We start from the raw sequence: 20,604 nt of genomic DNA, 5'->3' as shown, positions 1-20,604 counted from the left end.
AAAAATTTAAAAGTAATTGATTTAATTGCAAATTCATCAATAAAATAAAAATATAATTTTTGATAATTTAAAACTTTATTTTAATAATCAATATATTAGGATTTATAAAATTTCGCTTTTTTGTAAATTCAAGCTATACATTTTTTAGAAAAAAATACTGATTCAGAAATTTTTCTCAGTTTGTCATAAAAAATAAAAAGAGAAGCGCTCTAGCTTCTCTTTTTATAGATCTAAGAGCGCTTTTAACCTAACTTGTTCACCAGTTTAAGTGGTAATACTTTCATGGCTAGACCGAGTGGCAACCAAGGCCATTTCGGCACATAAGCCTTAACTGGTGCCTTTTCAATTTCTGCTGCCAATAAACGCGAACCAGTTTTTTCATCTACTTCAAAAGGTAGCTTTTTTGCCCCTTCATTAATTTCAGTACGAATATATCCTGGGAAAATGGTGGTCACTTTTATTGGCGTATTGATCAATTCAGCTCGAATGCCTTCCGCTAAATGAGCCACGCCGGCCTTACTTGCACCATAAGCCGTTAAATGTTTTGGCATACCGCGCATTGCACTCATAGATGAAATCATCACCAGATGGCCAGAGTTTTGTACACGGAAGATTTCAACTGCAGCTTCACATTGTGCTAATGCCGAAATAAAGTTGGTTTCAACCGTGGCTTTATTGATAGCAAAATTACCTTTACCAATCCGGCGGCCCTCACCGACACCAGCATTCACAATAACTCGGTCAATGGTGCCAAAGTCTTCTTTAAAAGCACGAAACACTTCAAACACTTGATCGTAATCGGTGACATCTAGTGTTTTGGCAATGACTTTGATGCCATATTGGCTTTCCAGTTCCTGCTTTAAGATTTCCAGACGCTCCAAACGACGTGCACAAATCGCCAGGTTATAGCCTTTTTTCGCAAATTCACGTGCCATACCGGCGCCGATCCCTGAACTTGCACCGGTAATTAAAATTGTTTTAGCCATGTATTTACCCTATTCCTTTATTTTTCTAGCGTATTAGGTTTTAAATCCAGGTCAATAAGTCTGGACGCTGTGCTTTAATAAAATGATGTTCATTTAAACTGAGTAGTTGCGGTTCATTACCCACCAGACGTAGTGTCGTGATACTGGTATTGGTAATCGCCCAGTTCAGAGCAAAGGTTTTCTCCGGACTAAGGCCCAAAATTTTGCCTACAGCCACAGAAATCACCCCACCTGAGGTATAAACTACTGCATAGCGTGGTCGGCTTTTGGACAACTGGTCACACAGATTTTCTAAGCCGCTTTCCACGCGTGCTTTGAAACTTGGCCAAGATTCATCATATTCATGGTGATAATCATCGCCAGTCCAGCGTGCAATTGCACCGCTAAAAATCTTGCTCAGATAATCCCGTGGATTTTCATGTTCTGATACATCCTGTTTCAGCAATTCAGGCTGATTAAAGCGCGGCTCATAACGGGCGAATACCTGCTGATGATTAAATTCATTCCAGGCACTATCGGTCAGAATCTCACTTTCCGGAAAACATTTGTCCAGTGATAATTGCGCTGTCTGTTGATGGCGTTGCATGGAACCAGCCACCACATAAGGCGCTTCTTTCAGGATTTCGTCAAAATAGCGACCCAAAAGCTTTGCCTGTAACTCGCCGTTGGGCGAAAGTTGATCGTAACTTTCTGCGCCAAAAGAGGCCTGGCCATGCCGGATCAAGTAAATGGTTGTCATTTTGGCATTATCTCTTTAAATTTAAGCACATACTTTTGTGCAATCTCATTGGCTTCCAGTTTTTGCTTGCCAATCAGTTTTAAGGCACGAATATGCAAGGCATGAATCACCACCCAAAAATCCTTGAACGCTGGATTATTAGTCTGTTTATGGTAATAACGATAATAGATCTGCTGGGCAATCACCGCGAGACGGAAAATTCCGAACACCTCATAAAACGCCCAGTTTTCCGGTTGCAGGCCGGTTTTTCCCAAGTAGTAATCCACCACTTCTTTACGGGTAAACATACCTTTTAAATTGGTCGGCTGGCGACGTGTTGCTTTAAAAATGGCATTATCCGTATCTTCTACCCAATAAGCCAAAGCAGAACCCAAGTCCATCAGCGGATCACCCAGGGTGGCCATTTCCCAGTCCAGTACGCCAATCACTTCAGTCGGATTTTCCGGATTTAAGATGACATTATCAAAACGCCAGTCATTATGAATCACACAGGTTTTAGAATCTGAAGGAATATTATCTTTAAGCCAGTTGCGCACATATTTAAACGATGGAACATTTAAAGTTTTAGCCTTTTCATAACGTACATCCCAGCCTTCGACCTGACGGCGACAATAGCCTTCACCCTTACCGAGATTTTCAAGTTCAGTTCCTTGATAAGGCACCTGATGCAATTCGATCAGTTTATCAATCACATTGATACATAAAGTCCGGATATCGGATTCAGTAAGCTGCAGCTCAGCTGGCATTTTGGCGCGAGGAATAATTCCTTCAAGCCGTTTCATCACATAGAAATCACAACCAATCACTGATTCATCCTGACAAAGCGCGACCATTTCAGGCACGACGGGATAATGTTCAGCCAAGGCTTTCTGCACATGATATTCACGTGCCATATCATGGGCTGATTTGGCTTTGGTACCTTGTGGCGGACGACGTAAAATTAAATCGGCATTGGCATACTGTAAACGGTAGGTCCAGTTTGAAGCTCCGCCTGAATATTGGGTCACTTGCACAGGGCCTTCAACATTCACATTTTGCTGAATTAACCAATTGGTGATGGCTTGTACATCCAGTTCTTCACCTGCACGAACTGCTCCACCTACATCAATAACCGCCATAATTTTTCCTTAAAGTCTTTTAATACGTTGCAATTTTCTGTTCAAAGTCAGCTTATTTTTTGCGACGAGTACTGTAGCCACGTTTTGCCAGTTCCAGTTTGGCAATCATGCCCTTATGCACTTCATCCGGGCCATCAGCCAAACGTAAGGCACGTGCCTGGGCAAAGAATCCGGTCAGTGGCGTATCACGAGAGACACCTGCACCGCCGTGGATCTGGATTGCCATATCGACAACTTTTTCCAGCACACTTGGCGCAACGACTTTAATTGCAGAAATTTCAGTCAGTGCCGCCATATTCCCTAAAGTATCCATTTTATAGGCGGCATACAAGGTCAAAAGGCGTGCCTGATCAATTGCAACCCGGGCTTCCGCGACACGTTCCAGATTGCCGCCAAGTTTTAAAATCTCTTTGCCAAATGCTGTCCGGCTCATGCCTCGGTCAATCATCAACTCTAAGGATTTTTCCGCAGCCCCGATACAGCGCATGCAATGATGAATACGGCCTGGTCCTAAACGACCTTGGGCAATTTCAAAACCCTGACCGGCGCCACCAATAAAATTCGCTACCGGAACGCGGACATTTTCAAAGCTGACTTCACCATGGCCATGTGGTGCATCGTAGTCACCAAATACAGGTAGCATGCGTTCGATTTTAACGCCGGCAGTATCCACAGGAACTAAAACCATCGAATGCTGATGATGACGGTCTTTTGTTTCATCTGGAGTATGCGCCATAAAAATAATGATTTTGGCATTTGGATCGCCTAGACCTGATGACCACCATTTACGGCCATTGAGAACAATCTCATCACCTTCCACCATCGCCGTTGCCTGCATATTGGTCGCATCACTGGATGCGACTGCAGGTTCAGTCATACAAAAGACCGAACGGATTTTTCCTTCTAAAAGTGGCATCAGCCATTGCTGTTTCTGTTCTTCAGAACCATAACGCCACAATACTTCCATATTGCCGCTATCTGGCGCATTACAGTTAAATACGACTGGTGCAATCAGGCTACGACCTGAAAGTTCGGCAATATGTGCATATTCCTGAACCGATAAACCCTGGCCAAGTTTAGGACAAGGGAGAAACATATTCCAAAGGCCAGCTGCCTGGGCTTTGGCTTTTAAGCTTTCCAGTTCTGCAGGCCATTGCCATTTGGTCCAGTCGCCGCCTTGGTTCAACTCATGAACTTGCTGCCAGAAATCAGCTTCAACTGGTTCAATTTCCTCAGCAATAAATTTTTTGGTTCTATTTAAATAATCTTGTGCACGTGCTGAAAGCTCAAACATCTCTTTATCCCTCTAAATATTCTAATTCATACGCTTTACAACACCTTAACCCAAAACCTATTATGAATAAAATGATTTTACTCCATACATTATTATGCATAGCATTCATTCTAAAACAGTCATGGACCTGCGAAATTTTCATCGTATCGACATTAACCTTTATCCGCTTTTTATGGCAATTTATGAGCAGAACAGTATTTCTAAAGCTGCACAGATTTTATCAGTTAGCCAGTCTGCTGCCAGTCATGCTTTACAACGTTTAAGACAGCATTTACAGGATGATTTATTTGTACGTACTGGCAGCAAAATGCAACCTACGCCGTTTGCGGAACAGATCTATCCTGAGCTGAAGAATGCACTTTTTGCGATTCAAAATATTTCAATACAGCATCAGCACTTCAGACCGGAAATGATTCAGAGTTTGAAAATTGCCGTACATGATGAAATTGAGCCAATGATCTTTCCCAGACTGGTTCAGCACTTTCAACAACTCAATCTGGAAATTCAACTTAGCAGCATGAAGCTGGACCGTAAAAATATAGCAGCAGACCTCGCCTCTCAACAGGTCGATTTTGTCATAGATCTGGAACAAAACATTGCTGAAAAAATCCAGTTTGAGCGTCTGGTTCAAGATGAATTTGTAGTGTGTACACAATTAACAGAAATGAATGAGCAGATTTATCTTGCCTCACCTCATATTGGCGTGTCATCACGCCGTACTGGCGTTTTAGTTGAGGATATTTATTTAAGCCGTAAACAATATTCACGACAGATTTTTTTACGCTGTCAGCATTACTCAACTGCTCTGCAAATTTTGGAACAACAAAAGACAGCTATGCTGACTATTCCTAAAAATGTATTGGTACATTTACAATTGGCTACCAGTCTAAATATTTTTGAAGTCCCTGTGGAACTGCCGAAAATTAATATGGGGATATATTGGCATAAGGATTTGCACGAGAATAAGAGACATCAATTTTTGAGAGCTGAAATTTATAAAATTTTTACTTAGGCTATTTATAAAGAAATTTAAATTGCTTAGGCTATTTTATATATAAGTTTAGATGGTTGCAGATTCATCTTTTCGCCAGAAAAATATACTTAGGCTATTTTAGCTGGTACAAAACTAAACACTGAGTGATTAGCTTTTAATCCGTAGATCTACTGGCTTTGCTCTAAAATGGCTCGACTTTTAGCTGTGATTTTACAGCTGGTTTTGCTGATTTGGATCTTGCCTTTGTTAAATCTCTCCATCACCTGGCAAATTGTGCTGGGCTTAGTATTGCTATGTTTTTCTTATTATCTGCTGCATAAAATTACAGTTTATTTAAAAGATGTTTTCCGCCCTTTTAAGAAAGGCAAAAAATACTGGTGCCGTGTAAAAGCCGTAAGTGATGGTGATACCCTCACCTGCTACCGTTTTAACGTCCGTCGCTCTCAAACCAAATTGCGCTTTGCCTTCGTTGATGCTCCTGAATCATCGCAAGCCTATGGTAAAGAATCGCAGCGTCTGGTCAAAAGCATGGTGAATAATAAAATGGTTCGGGTCAAGATTACCGATATTGACCGTTATGGCCGCTGTGTCGGTGTGGTCTACCGCTATCGCAAAAATATTAATGAAGAGATTGTCAAACGTGGTGCAGCGTGGGTCTATGAAGAATATATCAAGGATAAAAACCATTTACGCTATATGATGGAACTACAAAATAAAGCCAAGAAACAGAAAAAAGGCCTTTGGAAAAGCAGCCGTCCTGTACGTCCAAGTGTTTATCGTAAACAGGTAAAATCGTAAATTTGGTTTTATCAAATATAAATTGCAAATAATAAAAAGTGATCAGGACATTCAGATCACTTTTCTTTCACTCATTTTGGTTTTACCGATTTAATAAGCCAAATGCACCAGAAAGCGGAATGCGCCAGCAATCAGGGCCAGCGTTAAAAATCCTGCCAGCCATAATCCTACAAACCATAATGCCTGTTTGCCTTTCATACACGCTCCTTAATGATAGCCATCATCGCCGACCCTGACCTTATGCCGGAACACCCAATAGGACATACCGGTATAAATCACAATAATTGGAATCAGGATCAAGGCGCCAATCAAGGCAAATAGCTGGCTATTTTCATGCGCTGCTGCCTGCCAGATAGTCACGCTCGGCGGGATAATATATGGCCATAGACTAATCAAGAATCCGGTATAAGCAAGGAAAACCAGAACAAGCATATAGGTAAATGGGCCTAATTCACTACGTCTTTTACAGGCACGTAAGGCCAGCCAGGTAAATAGCAGAACCAGAACTGGAACTGGCATAAAATAGGTAAATTGTGGCTGACTAAACCAGCGTTCAGCAATCTGAGGATGAGTCAACGGCGTATAAATACTGACAGCACCCAATATGATCAGCAAGGCAATAATCAGCTTAGGCATCAGTTTAAACATTCGATCTTGTAAGTCATCTCCGGTTTTATAGATGAGCCAGCCACAGCCTAATGCCGCATAGAGCACCACCACACTGATTCCGGTGAAAATACTGAATGGAGTGAGCCAGTCCAGACCACCCCCAACATAGACACCATTTCGGGTTTCAATGCCCTGAATATAGGCGCCTAAAATCATGCCTTGCAGGAAACTGGTGATCGCAGAACCACCGATAAAGGCTTTATCCCACCAATGCTTACTGCGGTTTGCCTTGAAGCGGAACTCAAAAGCCACGCCGCGGAAAATCAAGGCAATCACCATCAGAATAATTGGCATATACAGTGCCGAGAGTACGGTCGAGTAAGCAAGTGGGAAAGCTGCAAATAACCCTGCACCGCCCAAAACCATCCAGGTTTCATTGCCATCCCAGACCGGAGCCACGGTATTCATCATGACATCACGTTCATCCTGATGCGGAAAGAAAGGAAACAAGATGCCGATGCCCAGATCGAAACCATCGAGAATGGTATAAATCAATACACCCAAACCAATAATCACAATCCAGATTAATGATAAATCAATCATTTTTTGTCCTCCTGATCCGGTTGTTCAGGAACTTCTTCGATACGTTCGCGAATACTACTTAATGGTCGACGCGAGGCCTGAACCACATCGCTATCTGATTCATGATCTGGTCGGGTATGAATAAAATCCGGGCCTTTGTGCATCAGGCGCAACATGTAGTAAATTCCGATACCAAATACCACACAGTAGACAACTACAAAAATAATCAGGGTCAGCCCCACCTGTTCAGCGGAAACCGGAGACAATGCATCCTTGGTACGCATGATGCCGTAGACTACCCAAGGCTGACGGCCGACTTCTGTGGTAAACCATCCCGCAAGCATGGCAATAAATCCGGAAGGTCCCATAATCAGGGCAAATCGGTGTAATGCACGCGACTCATAAAAGCGACCTCGAGTACGTGCCCACGCTCCCCATAATGCCAGTAACAGCATCAATACGCCGAGTCCGACCATAATCCGGAAGCTCCAGAACACCACCAGTGAATTCGGCCGGTCTTCAGGTGCAAAGTCTTTAAGCCCCGTAACCTTGCCATCCATCGAGTGAGTTAAAATCAGGCTACCCAAGTTGGGGATTGCGACTGCATATTTGGTTTCTTCCGCCTCCATATCTGGAATACCAAAGAGATATAAGGGCATGCCTTCATCATGATTGGTTTCCCAATGCCCTTCCATGGCTGCAAGTTTTGCTGGCTGATGCTCAAGGGTATTAATACCGTGCATATCACCGACGATGACCTGTAAGGGCGCAAGTACCAGAAGCAGCCACATCGCCATGGAAAATGAGGTTTTAACCAGTGCATCACGACGGCCTTTGATCAGATGCCATGCGGCTGTAGCAGCAACCAGTAAGGCGGAAACCAGAAAGGCAGCCATGGCCATATGGGCTAGACGATAAGGGAAAGATGGGTTAAACACGATGGCAAGCCAGTCTTGCGGAACAATCAGGCCATTTTCAATCGCAAAGCCTTGTGGAGTCTGCATCCAGCTATTGGACGATAGAATCCAGAACATGGAAATACAGGTTCCGATCGCAACCATCAAAGTCGAGAAAAAGTGTGCCTTTGGTCCCACTCGACCCCAGCCAAATAACATGATGCCCAGAAAGCCTGCTTCCAGAAAGAAAGCGGTGAGCACTTCATAGGCCAATAAAGGTCCAGTTACACTTCCTGCCACCCGGGAAAACTCACTCCAGTTGGTTCCAAACTGGTAGCTCATGACCACACCAGAAACGACACCCATCCCGAATGCCACAGCGAAAATTTTCACCCAGAATTTGAATAGATCCTGAAAAATCGGGTTTTGGGTTTTGAGCCAGCGCCATTCCAGAATGGCCAGAAAGCTGGCCAAGCCGATTGAAATTGCCGGAAAAATGATATGAAAAGATACAGTAAAGGCGAACTGTATTCGTGCTAACTCTAATGCAGTTAAACCCAGAGTCATAAGCTTCACCTATGCATTGTTATTTGGCATCTTTGCCCTTCAATTTTTAAGTCATGAATTTTTCTAGTGACATGGTTAGCTTAGGCGTGGCTGTTATAAAAAGTATGTAGTCTTTTGTTGATTATTTTTTAATCAGGTTAAACTGTGTAAGTGCTGCTAGCAGAGAAAATATTGCTCTCAATAATTTTTAAAAGTCTTCTCTTGAGCTTTGGATAAAACAGGCGTAAATTAGGCCTAAATTTAGTTACCCAGGTTAACTAACCATATGTTTTCCGAATCTCCCCGACTTCGTACGCTGTTATTACGCTGCGCACGACTGATGAGCGATGAGATCAATACGATCTTGTTGTCATCTCAATTAAATTATTCCTTATGGCAGGTGTTATACGTCATCCAGTCAAAGCAACAATGCACGCTGGCAGATATTTCCAGTTATCTCAATGTATCCAAGCCCGGTATTACTAAGCGGATTCAGCAACTGGTTGAACTCGATCTGATTGCCCAACTCGAAACTGAAGACAAACGTCAAAAGCTGTTCAAGTTGAGTGAGCAAGGAATTGAGACCTTTGCGATGTGTTCCAAACAGATCGATGCATTTGAAGATCAGTTGCTTGAGCACATTGAATCAGATGATCTTGAAGGCAGTAAAAATACCTTGATGCAACTCATTCAGCAGTTATATCCCTCATCTCAGGACAGACCTCAATGAGCCAAGAACAAGAAACGCCTTTATGGACGCCCAATTTTATCCTGATCAGTCTGGTGAATTTCCAGCTGGTTCTGGTGTTCTACTTACTGGTGATTGTGATTGTCGGCTACTCAGTGGCTGAGCTAGGGGCTTCGACTGCACAAGCCGGTCTGGTATCAGGTCTGTTTATTGTCGGCACCCTATTCGGACGCTTATTGATCGGAAAATTACTGAATCGTCTGGGCCTAAAAAATACGCTTGTCATTGGCCTGACTGGTTTCCTACTCTTTTCCGGACTGTATATGATTCCGGCCAAGCTGGAAGTTTTACTAGGCATCCGTCTGATACACGGCTTTATGATGGGTATGGCTTCTACTGTACTGGGTACAGTGATTGCACAGACCATTCCTGCCACACGGCGTGGTGAAGGAATTGGCTATTTCAGCATGAGCAGCACCCTAGGCACAGCGATTGGTCCCTTTGTCGGAATCTGGCTGATGACAAATTTCAATTATCAGGTAATTTTCATCTTTACCAGTATCGTTGCGCTCAGCTGCCTGATCTGTGGACTGTTTATCCAGCCACCACGCCTTAAGGCAAGTCATTCGTCAGCAGCCTCTACTTCGCAAAGCACCAGCAAACTGGCTCAGTATATTGAACCGAATGCGCTACCGATTGCACTGATTGTACTGCTGGTGGCTACTTCTTATTCAGGCATATTGTCGTTTATTCACTTTTATGCCAAAGAAATTAATCTGGTCGAAGCAGCATCTTTTTTCTTCCTGATGTATGCTTTTGCCATTTTGCTTTCGCGTCCTTTTACCGGCCCGCTCATGGACCGTAAAGGCGAAAATATCATTATCTATCCTGCCATTGTGATTATGGCATTAGGGATTTTGCTTTTAAGCCAAGCACAAAACTCTGTGATGTTACTCTCTAGTGCAGCGTTACTCGGTTTTGGTTTTGGGAATATCCAGTCGGTGTGTCAAACCATTGCGGTGAAAAGTACAACATTGCAGCGTATGGGTCTAGCAACCTCAACCTTCTTTATTGCCCTGGATGCCGGTCTTGGTTTTGGCCCGTATTTCCTGGGTATGCTGCTGGACCAGATTGGTTATCGCCAGCTTTATCTGTTCTCGGCGCTGCTCACCCTAAGCTGTCTGGCCTGGTATTACCTTCTGCATGGCCGTAAAGCAGGAAAAGTACAACCTTCTCATTAAAAGCTTTTAAAAGCGCCGACTAAACCGGCGCCGATATTCCAACGGCGTCAGACCGGTTTTTTTATGAAATAAACGGCGGAATGAACTTGGATCCTGATAGCCGACATTTTGCATAATCACATCCACAGCTTGATCGGTTTCTTCCAGTCGTTTACGTGCGGCTTCAATCCGGATCGCTTGTAGATATTGATTGGGCGGTATGTCTAAGGCTTGTTTAAAGCGTCGAATCAGGGTTCGGCCAGTCACATTAAACTGCTCTGCCAGCTGGTTCAAACTAAAATCTTCATGAAAATGCTGCTCTAGCCAGTTCTGGATTTTTTGTACCAGTTCATCATGGTGCGGCTGGCCAATATTCAGCAATGAATAAGACAACTGGCTATCACGGCGGTAATCAATTACGAAAGATTTAGCCGATTGCATGGCCACCTCAAAGCCATACAAGCGCTCAATCAGATGCAAACCTAGGTCAAACCAGGCCAGGCCTCCACCTGCACAATAGATATTCTGATCCCGGCTAATCATCAGATCGGCATTCAGTTTCACCTTAGGATAGCGTGAACGAAACACTTCCTGAAAACCCCAATGTGTTGTTGCAATCCGGTCATCTAAAATGCCTGCTTCTGCCAGAAAAAAATTCCCCGTACAGTTTCCTGCAATTAAAGTCGCCTCTGCATGTGCAGATTTTAAAAAATGAATCAGTTCTGGATTCTGTTGCAATACATCCTGAATCGGTGCAGCGATGGTCGGTACCACCAGAATATCTGCAGTTTGAATCTCTTGATAAGAAAAATGTGCCTGCAACTGCAGCCCATTGATACACCGAATCGGATGTCCCTCCGGACTGGCGATACTCACCTTAAACAGGCGCTGTACGTCCTGCTGCTGGATCCGGTTCCAGCTTACGCCAGCCATGGTAAATAAATCGACCACACCCGTAATGGCCGAAGCCAGTGCCCCATCAAAGCCTAAAATCACCACATCTTGCATATTTTTTTATTTGTCACTTTTCACCCGATTCATGTCATTATTGACAATCCTCCTCAATAAAAGCAACTGCTAGTCTTGATGCTATCTCAAGGATTGCACATTCAGGACAGTACCGTGACCCAACTGATTAATGATAAAGATCTGCATTTCCAGCTTTATGACGTATTCAAACTTGAAGCGCTGACTAAACTGCAACGCTATCAGGATCATGACAAAAATACTTTCGACAGTATTCTGGAAACGGCAAAAGGTATCGCGACCGATTATTTTGCGCCGCATAATGCCAAAGCTGATCAACAAGAACCGAACTTTGATGGCAAACAGGTCAAAACCATTGATGAAGTGAAGACAGCCTGGCAACAGTTTGCCGATGCCGGCCTGCTTTGCGCCCAGCATGATTATGCAGATGGTGGCATGCAACTGCCCACTTTGGTGAATATGGCCTGCAATGCTTATTTTATGTCGGCCAATCCGTCCACCGTAGCTTATTCTTTTCTAACGGCCGCTGCGGCGAACCTGATACAGGCTTTTGCCTCCCCAAAACAAAAGCAAATATTCCTACCACATATGTTGAGTGGCCGCTTTGCTGGCACCATGGCCATGACAGAGCCGAATGTAGGTTCCTCTTTGGGCGATCTGACCACTAAAGCCATTCCTCAGGCAGATGGAATTTATAAAATTAAAGGCCAGAAAATGTTTATTTCGGGTGGCGATCAGGACATTAGCGAAAATATTGTGCATCTGGTCTTGGCGCGGATTCAGGATGCGCCGCAAGGCGTGAAAGGAATTTCCCTGTTTATTGTACCAAAATTCAAAACCAACGAGGATGGTTCACTCGGTGAAGCTAATGATGTACAGCTGGCTGGCTTACTGCACAAAATGGGCTATCGAGGTACTACATCTACAGTTTTAAGCTTTGGAGAAAATGATAATTGCTTAGGCTATTTAATTGGTGAACCCGGTCATGGCTTAAAATATATGTTCAAGATGATGAATGAAGCACGTGTGGGTGTCGGTCTGGGCGCAGCCATGATTGGTTATCGTGGCTATCTGGAATCTCTGGATTATGCTAAAAACCGTCCGCAAGGCCGGCCAGTTCATGAAAAAACACCTGACTCGAAACCAGTGAATATCATTGAACATACCGATGTCAAACGCATGCTACTGGCGCAAAAGTCATATGTAGAAGGTTCGCTGGCACTTTGCTTATTTGCAGCCCGATTAATTGATGAACTTCAGGCAGCTCAAGATGAAGATAGTGCAATTCTGCTTGATCTCATCACCCCGGTGGTCAAATCTTTCCCTTCTGCCTATGGTCCGAAAGCCAATGATCTGGCTATTCAGGTCCTGGGCGGCGCGGGTTATACTCGTGAATATCCGGTGGAGCAATGTTACCGTGATAACCGGCTCAATCCGATTCATGAAGGAACTTACGGCATTCAATCTCTGGATCTGCTGGGACGTAAACTCTGGCAGCATAATGGCAAAGGGCTCAATCTGCTCATGCAGCGCATCCAGAAGACCTTGTCAGAGATTCATGAACCTAAGATAGTGGAACTCGCAAAGATCTATAAACAGCATCTTGCCACTGTGCAAAAGACTACACAGATTTTAGGCCAGGCCTTGCATCAAGGCAAAGTCAGCGAAGCTTTGGCCAATTCAAGCCTGTATCTGGATATGATGGGTAGGACCATCCTAGCCTGGCTATGGCTGGAAATGGCGAATCAGGCTCAACTCAAGTTTGGCACATCTTCGCAGGCAGAAGATCAGACTTTTCTGGCAGGGAAAATTCAGGCAGCTCAATATTTTATTCGCTGGGAACTCCCTGAAATTGAACATCAGGCCAAATTACTGATGCATCTGGATGATACTTGCCTGAATATGCAAGCCGACTGGTTCTAGGCAGAATTAATCAAAAAATGCGCCTTTATCGGCGCATTTTTATTTTGTAATTCATTAAGCTGTAGAGTTATTTACACCAAATTTTTTAAATAGCTTGGCACGCTTGGAAGGCAAGATATTAGCCTTACTTAAATCGCCCTGATAGTGCTGATATACCCGCTGATCCATGATTTTGTACCATAAAGGTGGAATCAAGGCTGGAATCAGCATGGTTGCATAACCGCTGGGTAATTCTGGCGCTTCATCAAAATGCCGCAACGCCTGAAATGGACGGCTTGGAAAAGCATGATGATCAGAATGGCGTTGTAACTGATACAAAAACAGATTAGTTACGATATTGTTGTTATTCCAGCTATGTTCCGGCAAGGTTCGCTCATAACTGCCATCCGCTTTCTGTCCACGTTTCAGTCCGTAGTGCTCGATATAATTCACAATCTCAAACAGGCTAACGCCATAAAATGCCTGTGTCAGTGTATAAGGAATAATTTTCTTGCCATACGCCTTTAGCATCAAGGCATGATAGCCGGCACTCATGGCCCAACCATGAAACAGCTCATTTTCCTGATTAAAGAATTTCAGTCCCTTACGCTCGAGCCGTCTTTTTTCAATCTGGATTGCAGATTTTAATCCGCCTATTACGGTACGTGGCCAGAAACGGTAAAAAGATTCACCCATTTTTGAAGATGCCGGATCTTCTGGTGTCGCCACCCGTTTATGGTGTCCATAAGGATGTTCGATCCGGAAATGGTTATAGCCCAAAGGCATCAGGCTGGCATGAGACCAGTAATGGTCTTTTTTCTGTGGACGATGACTGAGTTCATGTGCGGTATTCACCCCCACACCATTAATCGCACCCATAGAAACTCCAAGCAGTACCTGATCCAGCAAAGACACATTTGGCCGGCCTACGACATAACCGGCAAAGGCATTGGCTGCCATTTGCAAGGGAATAAATGCTTTTACAATGCGGTCATAATAAGGATCGTTAACCAGTGCCTTGATCTGCTCATCATTTGGGTTATTGGCATCATCGCCAATCAGGGCATCCAGAGTCGGAATGATTACGTGCAGTAATAATAGTCCGCCCATGGCAAAGACTTTTTTAGTCGCTTTGGGACCAAAATGATAACCGGCCAGAATTCCCATTCCGATCACAGGCAGACCTGGGCTGAGCAACCAGCCAAAACGTTTTTTATCCAGCTTGACACCTTTTAGTGCCGACGCTTCCTGCGTAAACTGCGCTTTCTGGATTTGTGCAGGGGCATTCATTGCGACCTTCCTTTTTTATGTTACTCTGCACTTATAGTTGATTATTTCAGCAGTAGCGAACAGTATTCAACGTCCAGAAAAGCTATGTCAGCGTCTTTGGCACATGCTGCCAAATTCTGGCCTAAAATCACAAAGTTAAAAAATTTATAGTCAATTAAATGAAATAAAACAGAAGAATAGAGTTAGGCATGGATGCTTTAAGTAAAATTTTTGATGATATTCATCTGGAAAAATCGGAATATCTTTATCTGAATGTATTTCATCCGGGCGGCTTTGACTATCAACATGAACCCTTTATGCTGGCCTATATCCTGTTACAAGGACAGGCGCAATTAAAGTTTATGAATGGTGATCGGCTGGAGCTGCAACAAGGTGATCTGGTGCTATTACCCGCAGGTTCCTCCCATCATGTTTCCTGCCCAGACAATGCCGATTTTTCTGAGCACCATGCGATTAATCCTTATTTTCAGAGCAATGCACAGCAATGTGTTGATCTCAATCGGGAAAATTCGGCGGAGCATAGTTTCATACTGGCTATTCGTTCTAGCTTGGATATCCAGATGGCCAAACCTCTTTTGAGTGCATTACCTAAATACCTGCATATTCAACATATTCTGGGTGATACGGCGCCAGAATGGTTACAGGTTGGCTTGCAGTTTCTGGCACTGGAAACCCAGCAGCTTCGTCCCGGACGTGACAAGATTCTGGATCATCTGGTCAGTATTTTACTGATTGAATGCGTACGTGATTATATTTTAAACCTGGAAAATGCCTCGAGCTGGCTGAATGCTTTTTCGCATCCGGAACTATCCAATGCACTGGCGGCGATTCATGGCAAACCTGAACAGTCCTGGACCGTAGAAAGTCTGGCCGAACAGTGTCATATGTCACGTTCCAAATTCGCCCAACTGTTTACCCAGATTGTCGGTGAGCCACCCCTTGCCTATCTGCAACAGCACCGCCTGCGTCTGGCAGCGCAATATTTGAGAAATAGTGGATTTGGTATCCAGCAGATCGCTTATCTGGTTGGTTATTCATCCGAGACGGCGTTTAGTCAAAGTTTTAAAAAACAGTTTGAACAGACGCCGACCCAATACCGGCTGAATTGTCAGAAGAACCAGTCTTTATTACCAGACTAAAATTACTGGACTAATGCCAATACTGCTGTGACCGGATCTTCGCTATTGCCAGAAAGTAGCTGCTTGTGCATGGTGATATGCTGCATAACCTGAATCTGCGCTGCTTCAATATCCATCAGTTTTTCAATTTCAGCTGCCAGATTTTCAGGTGTAGCAGCGGATTGGATGAGTTCTTGAATCACTTTTTTGCCAGCAATTATATTTGGTAATGAAAAATATGGGATTTTTACCAGTAATTTGGCAATTCGATAGGTCAGCCAGTGCAATTTATAAAAAGTCACCATCGGACGGTGCAGCAACATCGCTTCAAGCGTTGCAGTTCCAGACGCCAGTGCAATAATATTGGACGCATTCATGACCTGACGGCCAATTTTGGATTCAGCGCTGGTATTTTCCATCAAGCGAATTTGGGTTTTTAAGCTCTCAGGATAAGTGGCCAGTAAACTTTCGATTTGCTGCTTGCGTGCATCATTAATCGCAGGAATCAGAAAGGTATAATCCGGATATTTGTGATGCAGAATCTTGGCTGCATCCAGAACCAAAGGTCCCAAACGCTCAATCTCGCCACGGCGGCTTCCCGGTAATAATGCAATATATTTCTGATCTGGGTCTAGGCCTAATTCTGTCTGAGCCTCCAGAATTGGATTTTCAAGCGGCAATTGGCTAGCGAGCGGATGTCCGACAAAAGCTGCAGGAACATCCCATTTTTTAAAGAACGCTTTTTCAAATGGAAACAGGCACAGCACCAAATCAATACTGGCTTTAATGCCATGTATACGGCCTTGACGCCATGCCCAGACCGAAGGACTGACGTATTGCACGGTTTTAATCGGTAACTGTTTTTGTTTAATGGTTTTTGACAAACGCAGGTTAAAATCAGGCGCATCAATCCCGATAAAAATATCGACCGGATCTTTAGTCCAGGTTTCCACCAGACCATCCCGCACAGCAAACAGTTTTTTAATATCTTTTAAAACTTCGACAATGCCCATCACCGATAAAATATCCATCGGATAATAGCTTTTAAAGCCTTCAGCGATCATTTGTGGCCCACCGATACCTTCAAATTCAGCATCAATGCCTTGCTCACTAAAACGGCGAATCAATTTTGCGCCAAGCGTATCTCCAGAAACTTCACCGACCACGATTCCAATTTTAAGTTTTCGATTTAGCAAGTGGGTTTCCTCTCAGATCCGCATGGAAATTTATTGAATCGGGATTCTAACATAATCCTATGGCTATTCCGGAAGAAGCTTAAGTATCTTCTAATTTTAAGAAACCCACCGTTTAGAATAACTTAGTCAATAAGGGAGCTTGCATAAAAAGAATTAAATCGACATTTACAGGTACATTCAATTAGACAGAAATGGGGCAAATCGGACAGTTAAAATCAATCATTATATTCGCACTTTATACATAACCCAGTGAATAAACATGAAAGATCACCTAATATTCTTCACCTAGCTTTATCTTTTTTATGCATAAGTAAATCAATAATCAAGACAACGACTTATATCCAAAAGTCATAAGATATGCTCGTTTTTTGATTTTGGCATATATGCATGTTTGGTCCGATTGAATTTATTTTAGCAGGCGTTCTGGTAGGTTTTTGTGTAGGTGTCACCGGTGTCGGTGGCGGTTCATTAATGACGCCAATTCTTATCAGTTTATTCCGGATTGAACCGCATATCGCGATTGGTACTGACCTGCTCTATGCCGCGATTTCTAAATTCTGTGGCTCGTTTGTGCATGCCAAGAAAATGAATATTGTCTGGCCGATTGTGATCTGGCTGGCCGTTGGCAGTATTCCCGCATCTTTTGCAACGCATTGGGTACTCGAGAACTATCTGAGCCAATCGACGCATTACAAAGCCGTCCTGACCATGGTCTTGGGCTTTATGCTGACTATTACCGGCTTATCCATTCTGTTTCGCACCCAGATCGAAAATCTTTTTAATAAATACAGAAAACAAGAACTACCGGATATGACGCAGGATCTGGAAAAAGTGAAGCTGCAAGCCAAAGAAAAGCGCGTTGCTATCATCATCATGGGCATTATCTTGGGCATATTTGTCACGCTATCTTCAGTGGGTGCCGGTGCATTTGGTATCATGGCACTTGTAGTGATGTTCCCGAATCTGCCGATGATTCGTATTATTGGCTCTGACGTGGTGCACGCGGTATTACTGACACTGGTCGCAGGGCTGGGTCATATGTCTTCAGGCAACGTCGATTTCATGCTGCTCATGTGGTTATTGGTGGGGTCTATTCCGGCGATTATTGTCGGCACTTTACTCAGCTCACGTATGCCGGAAAAACTGATCCGCAAAATTTTAGGTATTACCCTATTTGCGCTGGGCGTGAATTTCATGATTAATCCTGTGAAATCAAAACCGGCTCAACCTGCTGAAACAGCAATGATAATTGTGAATCAAAATTCCCCGTCCGTTTAAGTTAACTATCCGATTCATCACTTTTTTTTCAAAGAAGTATTCATCTTTTTTATAACAAAGTGACGCATCATTCATGTTATATTCGGGCTATTAAACAACCTTTTGTATGATCGAACCAGTGACGGCAATGAATACACAACAGTCAAATCCTATTTCAGCATCAGATATTGATGACGTGAATATCCACAGCATGATTCCTCTTGTAACCCCTGCTGAGCTTAAAGCAGAGTTACCGTTGACTGAAACTGCTTATCAAACCGTACTGCATGGTCGTGAAACGATTCGTAAAATTCTGGATGGTGAAGACAAACGCCTGTTCGTTGTAATTGGCCCTTGTTCTATCCATGATCCGGCGGCGGCGCATGAATATGCTGAACGCTTAAAAGTACTGAGCGAAAAAGTTAAAGACAGCTTATACATCGTGATGCGGGTTTATTTTGAAAAACCACGGACTACCGTAGGCTGGAAAGGCCTGATCAATGACCCAGACATGAATGATTCATTCAATATTGAAAAAGGTCTGCGTATCGGTCGCAAGCTATTACTTGAACTGAATGAAATGGGCTTGCCATGTGCCACTGAAGCACTTGATCCAAACTCGCCACAGTATTACCAAGACCTGATTTCATGGTCAGCGATTGGTGCACGTACCACAGAAAGCCAGACCCATCGTGAAATGTCTTCTGGTCTTTCTTCACCAGTCGGCTTTAAAAATGGTACTGACGGCGGTTTAACGGTCGCGACCAATGCGATGCAATCTGTGAAACATGGTCACAGCTTCCTCGGTCTGAATGATCAGGGTCAGGTGGCTGTGATTCGCACTTCAGGCAATCCTTATGCTCACGTGGTACTGCGTGGCGGTAATGGCAAACCGAACTACGATGCAGGCTCGGTTGCCGATGCAGAAGCTGCTCTAGCCAAGGCCAAAGTCAGCACCAAGATCATGATTGATGCCAGCCACGCCAACTCTAACAAAGACCCGTACCTGCAACCACTTGTACTTAAAAACATTTCCGAACAAATTCTTGATGGAAACAAGTCAATTGTTGGTATTATGGTAGAAAGTCATCTTAAGGGTGGTCGTCAGGACATTCCGGCGAACCTGAATGATATGGAATACGGTCAATCCGTTACGGATGGCTGTATCGACTGGGAAACGACTGAAAAAGTTTTACTCGACATGCATGAGGCATTGAAAGACATTTTACCTAATCGTTAAATGATCTGACCAACGCCATCGCCAAGATGGCGTTTGCATTTCTAGAACAAGGAAAATTTATCTGATGAATGATATTGAAACGGCATTAAGCCAGATTGAGAATTTTCAGTTCATACACGAACATCTGTTTAGCTCCGGTCAACCGACCACTACCCAATTACAGCTGATGAAAGAATACGGTGTATCTACTGTCATCAATGTGGCGCTGACCGATAGCGAACAGTATCTGCCGCATGAAGATAAAATTTGCCTTGAGCTGGGACTGAACTATATTCAGGTTCCGATTTCCTGGGAAACCCCTTCAGACAATCAATGCCTGCTGGTACTGGACCTGATCGATCATCTGGTAAAAGAGCAAATGGTCTGGGTACATTGTTCGCAAAACTACCATGTCAGCTGTCTGATGTATTTATATCGTCAATACTATATGGATATGGATCTGCCTACAGCACAAGAACACTTGCATCAGATCTGGGAACCGAATGAAACCTGGACCGGTTTAATGCATGCGGTTGCTCTACAGCTACAAGGCCGTAAAGCAACTCAGGAACTGGAACTTTCCTTGATTAATCCGAATTATTTTGCCTGATTTTATTTGCTGTGGCTCAATAGCACGGTTGCCATGGACATAATTCCTTCCTGACGACCGGTAAAACCTAACTGTTCAGTGGTGGTGGCTTTGATACTGATTTGAGTCACATCAACATCCAAGACATCTGCAATACTTTGACGCATCGCCAGATTGTGCTTAGCCAGTTTTGGACGTTCACAGGCCACGGTAATATCGGCATTATTCAGGTGATAACCACGATCCAGAATTAGCTGATAAACATGCTTGAGTAGTACCCGGCTATCTGCACCTTTAAACCCAGGATCTGTATCTGGGAAATGCTGGCCAATATCTCCAAGCGCCAATGCACCCAACAAAGCATCACAGAGTGCATGCAGAACCACATCACCATCCGAATGTGCTTTCAGACCGTGAGTATGCGGAATTTGAATGCCTGCCAGAGTGACAAAATCACCTTCTTCAAATGCATGCACATCCAGACCCTGGCCAATACGAATTTGTGCAATCACCTTATACATCCTTTAGAAATAGCCCATTGAAATCTTGTACACTTGCTTTCTATTTCGCTATAGT

20 protein-coding genes are annotated in these 20,604 nt (G+C 43.7%); 9 read left to right on the top strand and 11 right to left on the bottom strand.

The window, feature by feature from the left end; genetic code table 11:
• Positions 1-242: 242 nt before the first annotated feature.
• The 4 genes from ACTL4S_RS13955 to ACTL4S_RS13940 are packed head-to-tail and all read right to left on the bottom strand — an operon-like array spanning position 243 to position 4,137.
• A complete protein-coding gene (locus ACTL4S_RS13955; protein WP_195725998.1) occupies positions 243-986 on the bottom strand; it encodes an SDR family oxidoreductase in 744 nt (247 codons plus the stop codon).
• A gap of 40 nt (positions 987-1,026) precedes the next feature.
• Positions 1,027-1,725 (bottom strand): histidine phosphatase family protein, encoded by a 699-nt coding sequence (locus ACTL4S_RS13950; RefSeq protein ID WP_071850090.1) that lies wholly within the window; start codon positions 1,723-1,725, stop codon positions 1,027-1,029.
• A complete protein-coding gene (locus tag ACTL4S_RS13945; RefSeq protein ID WP_004731178.1) occupies positions 1,722-2,843 on the bottom strand; it encodes a phosphotransferase family protein in 1,122 nt (373 codons plus the stop codon). Before ACTL4S_RS13945 ends, ACTL4S_RS13950 begins: the two co-directional genes overlap by 4 nt.
• Positions 2,844-2,895: 52 nt before the next feature.
• Complete coding sequence (locus ACTL4S_RS13940) at positions 2,896-4,137, bottom strand: acyl-CoA dehydrogenase family protein (protein ID WP_441299562.1); 1,242 nt, start codon at positions 4,135-4,137, stop codon at positions 2,896-2,898.
• A gap of 94 nt (positions 4,138-4,231) precedes the next feature.
• On the opposite strand from ACTL4S_RS13940, the gene ACTL4S_RS13935 reads away from it, so the two are divergent.
• Positions 4,232-5,149, top strand: coding sequence for a LysR family transcriptional regulator (locus ACTL4S_RS13935; RefSeq protein WP_005266278.1), 918 nt, complete (start codon positions 4,232-4,234; stop codon positions 5,147-5,149).
• Positions 5,150-5,317: 168 nt separating this feature from the next.
• Positions 5,318-5,929 carry a thermonuclease family protein gene (locus ACTL4S_RS13930; RefSeq protein ID WP_441299561.1) on the top strand — a complete coding sequence of 204 codons (612 nt, stop codon included), beginning with the start codon at positions 5,318-5,320 and terminating at the stop codon, positions 5,927-5,929.
• Positions 5,930-6,019: 90 nt separating this feature from the next.
• On the opposite strand, the gene ACTL4S_RS13925 is transcribed toward ACTL4S_RS13930, so the two are convergent.
• The 3 genes from ACTL4S_RS13925 to ACTL4S_RS13915 are packed head-to-tail and all read right to left on the bottom strand — an operon-like array spanning position 6,020 to position 8,583.
• Positions 6,020-6,127: a hypothetical protein gene (locus ACTL4S_RS13925; RefSeq protein ID WP_004647088.1), complete on the bottom strand. Its 108-nt coding sequence runs from the start codon at positions 6,125-6,127 to the stop codon at positions 6,020-6,022.
• Between the two features lie 9 nt (positions 6,128-6,136).
• A complete protein-coding gene (cydB, locus tag ACTL4S_RS13920) occupies positions 6,137-7,141 on the bottom strand; it encodes a cytochrome d ubiquinol oxidase subunit II (RefSeq protein ID WP_004647089.1) in 1,005 nt (334 codons plus the stop codon).
• Complete coding sequence (locus ACTL4S_RS13915) at positions 7,138-8,583, bottom strand: cytochrome ubiquinol oxidase subunit I (RefSeq protein ID WP_004280451.1); 1,446 nt, start codon at positions 8,581-8,583, stop codon at positions 7,138-7,140. Before ACTL4S_RS13915 ends, cydB begins: the two co-directional genes overlap by 4 nt.
• A gap of 265 nt (positions 8,584-8,848) precedes the next feature.
• Between ACTL4S_RS13915 and ACTL4S_RS13910 the strand changes: the two genes are divergently transcribed.
• A complete protein-coding gene (locus ACTL4S_RS13910; RefSeq protein WP_004647091.1) occupies positions 8,849-9,292 on the top strand; it encodes a MarR family winged helix-turn-helix transcriptional regulator in 444 nt (147 codons plus the stop codon).
• Positions 9,289-10,491: an MFS transporter gene (locus ACTL4S_RS13905; RefSeq protein ID WP_441299560.1), complete on the top strand. Its 1,203-nt coding sequence runs from the start codon at positions 9,289-9,291 to the stop codon at positions 10,489-10,491. The genes ACTL4S_RS13910 and ACTL4S_RS13905 overlap by 4 nt, the downstream gene beginning before the upstream one ends.
• Positions 10,492-10,497: 6 nt before the next feature.
• Here ACTL4S_RS13905 and ACTL4S_RS13900 read toward each other — a convergent pair whose 3' ends face one another.
• Positions 10,498-11,478, bottom strand: coding sequence for a GlxA family transcriptional regulator (locus ACTL4S_RS13900; RefSeq protein ID WP_441299559.1), 981 nt, complete (start codon positions 11,476-11,478; stop codon positions 10,498-10,500).
• A gap of 78 nt (positions 11,479-11,556) precedes the next feature.
• On the opposite strand from ACTL4S_RS13900, the gene ACTL4S_RS13895 reads away from it, so the two are divergent.
• Positions 11,557-13,380: an acyl-CoA dehydrogenase gene (locus ACTL4S_RS13895; RefSeq protein ID WP_441299564.1), complete on the top strand. Its 1,824-nt coding sequence runs from the start codon at positions 11,557-11,559 to the stop codon at positions 13,378-13,380.
• A gap of 54 nt (positions 13,381-13,434) precedes the next feature.
• Here ACTL4S_RS13895 and ACTL4S_RS13890 read toward each other — a convergent pair whose 3' ends face one another.
• A complete protein-coding gene (locus tag ACTL4S_RS13890) occupies positions 13,435-14,649 on the bottom strand; it encodes an alkane 1-monooxygenase (protein ID WP_441299558.1) in 1,215 nt (404 codons plus the stop codon).
• 188 nt (positions 14,650-14,837) lie between these two features.
• On the opposite strand from ACTL4S_RS13890, the gene ACTL4S_RS13885 reads away from it, so the two are divergent.
• Complete coding sequence (locus tag ACTL4S_RS13885) at positions 14,838-15,788, top strand: AraC family transcriptional regulator (RefSeq protein WP_164542832.1); 951 nt, start codon at positions 14,838-14,840, stop codon at positions 15,786-15,788.
• Between the two features lie 2 nt (positions 15,789-15,790).
• Here the strand turns inward: ACTL4S_RS13885 and lpxB are convergent, their stop codons facing one another.
• Entirely contained in the window at positions 15,791-16,963 is a 1,173-nt protein-coding gene (lpxB, locus tag ACTL4S_RS13880) for a lipid-A-disaccharide synthase (RefSeq protein WP_441299557.1), read from the bottom strand.
• Positions 16,964-17,350: 387 nt separating this feature from the next.
• On the opposite strand from lpxB, the gene ACTL4S_RS13875 reads away from it, so the two are divergent.
• From ACTL4S_RS13875 to ACTL4S_RS13865, 3 genes are all read left to right on the top strand, one after another.
• On the top strand, positions 17,351-18,241 hold the full coding sequence (locus tag ACTL4S_RS13875; protein WP_004280461.1) for a sulfite exporter TauE/SafE family protein: 891 nt from the start codon (positions 17,351-17,353) through the stop codon (positions 18,239-18,241).
• A 127-nt stretch (positions 18,242-18,368) separates the two neighbouring features.
• The gene (locus tag ACTL4S_RS13870; protein WP_174766804.1) at positions 18,369-19,460 is read left to right on the top strand and encodes a 3-deoxy-7-phosphoheptulonate synthase; all 1,092 of its coding nucleotides are present in this window, start codon (positions 18,369-18,371) and stop codon (positions 19,458-19,460) included.
• Positions 19,461-19,524: 64 nt separating this feature from the next.
• Positions 19,525-20,049 (top strand): protein tyrosine phosphatase family protein, encoded by a 525-nt coding sequence (locus ACTL4S_RS13865; protein WP_004280464.1) that lies wholly within the window; start codon positions 19,525-19,527, stop codon positions 20,047-20,049.
• 2 nt (positions 20,050-20,051) lie between these two features.
• Here the strand turns inward: ACTL4S_RS13865 and ispF are convergent, their stop codons facing one another.
• A complete protein-coding gene (ispF, locus tag ACTL4S_RS13860; protein WP_216986087.1) occupies positions 20,052-20,540 on the bottom strand; it encodes a 2-C-methyl-D-erythritol 2,4-cyclodiphosphate synthase in 489 nt (162 codons plus the stop codon).
• Positions 20,541-20,604: the final 64 nt, after the last annotated feature.

It is taken from the genome of Acinetobacter lwoffii (genome assembly GCF_052078135.1).
Classification (GTDB): Bacteria; Pseudomonadota; Gammaproteobacteria; order Pseudomonadales; family Moraxellaceae; genus Acinetobacter; species Acinetobacter lwoffii_Z.
The sequence above is the reverse complement of the archived record's forward strand: the minus strand, read 5'-3'. Positions and strand labels throughout refer to the sequence as shown.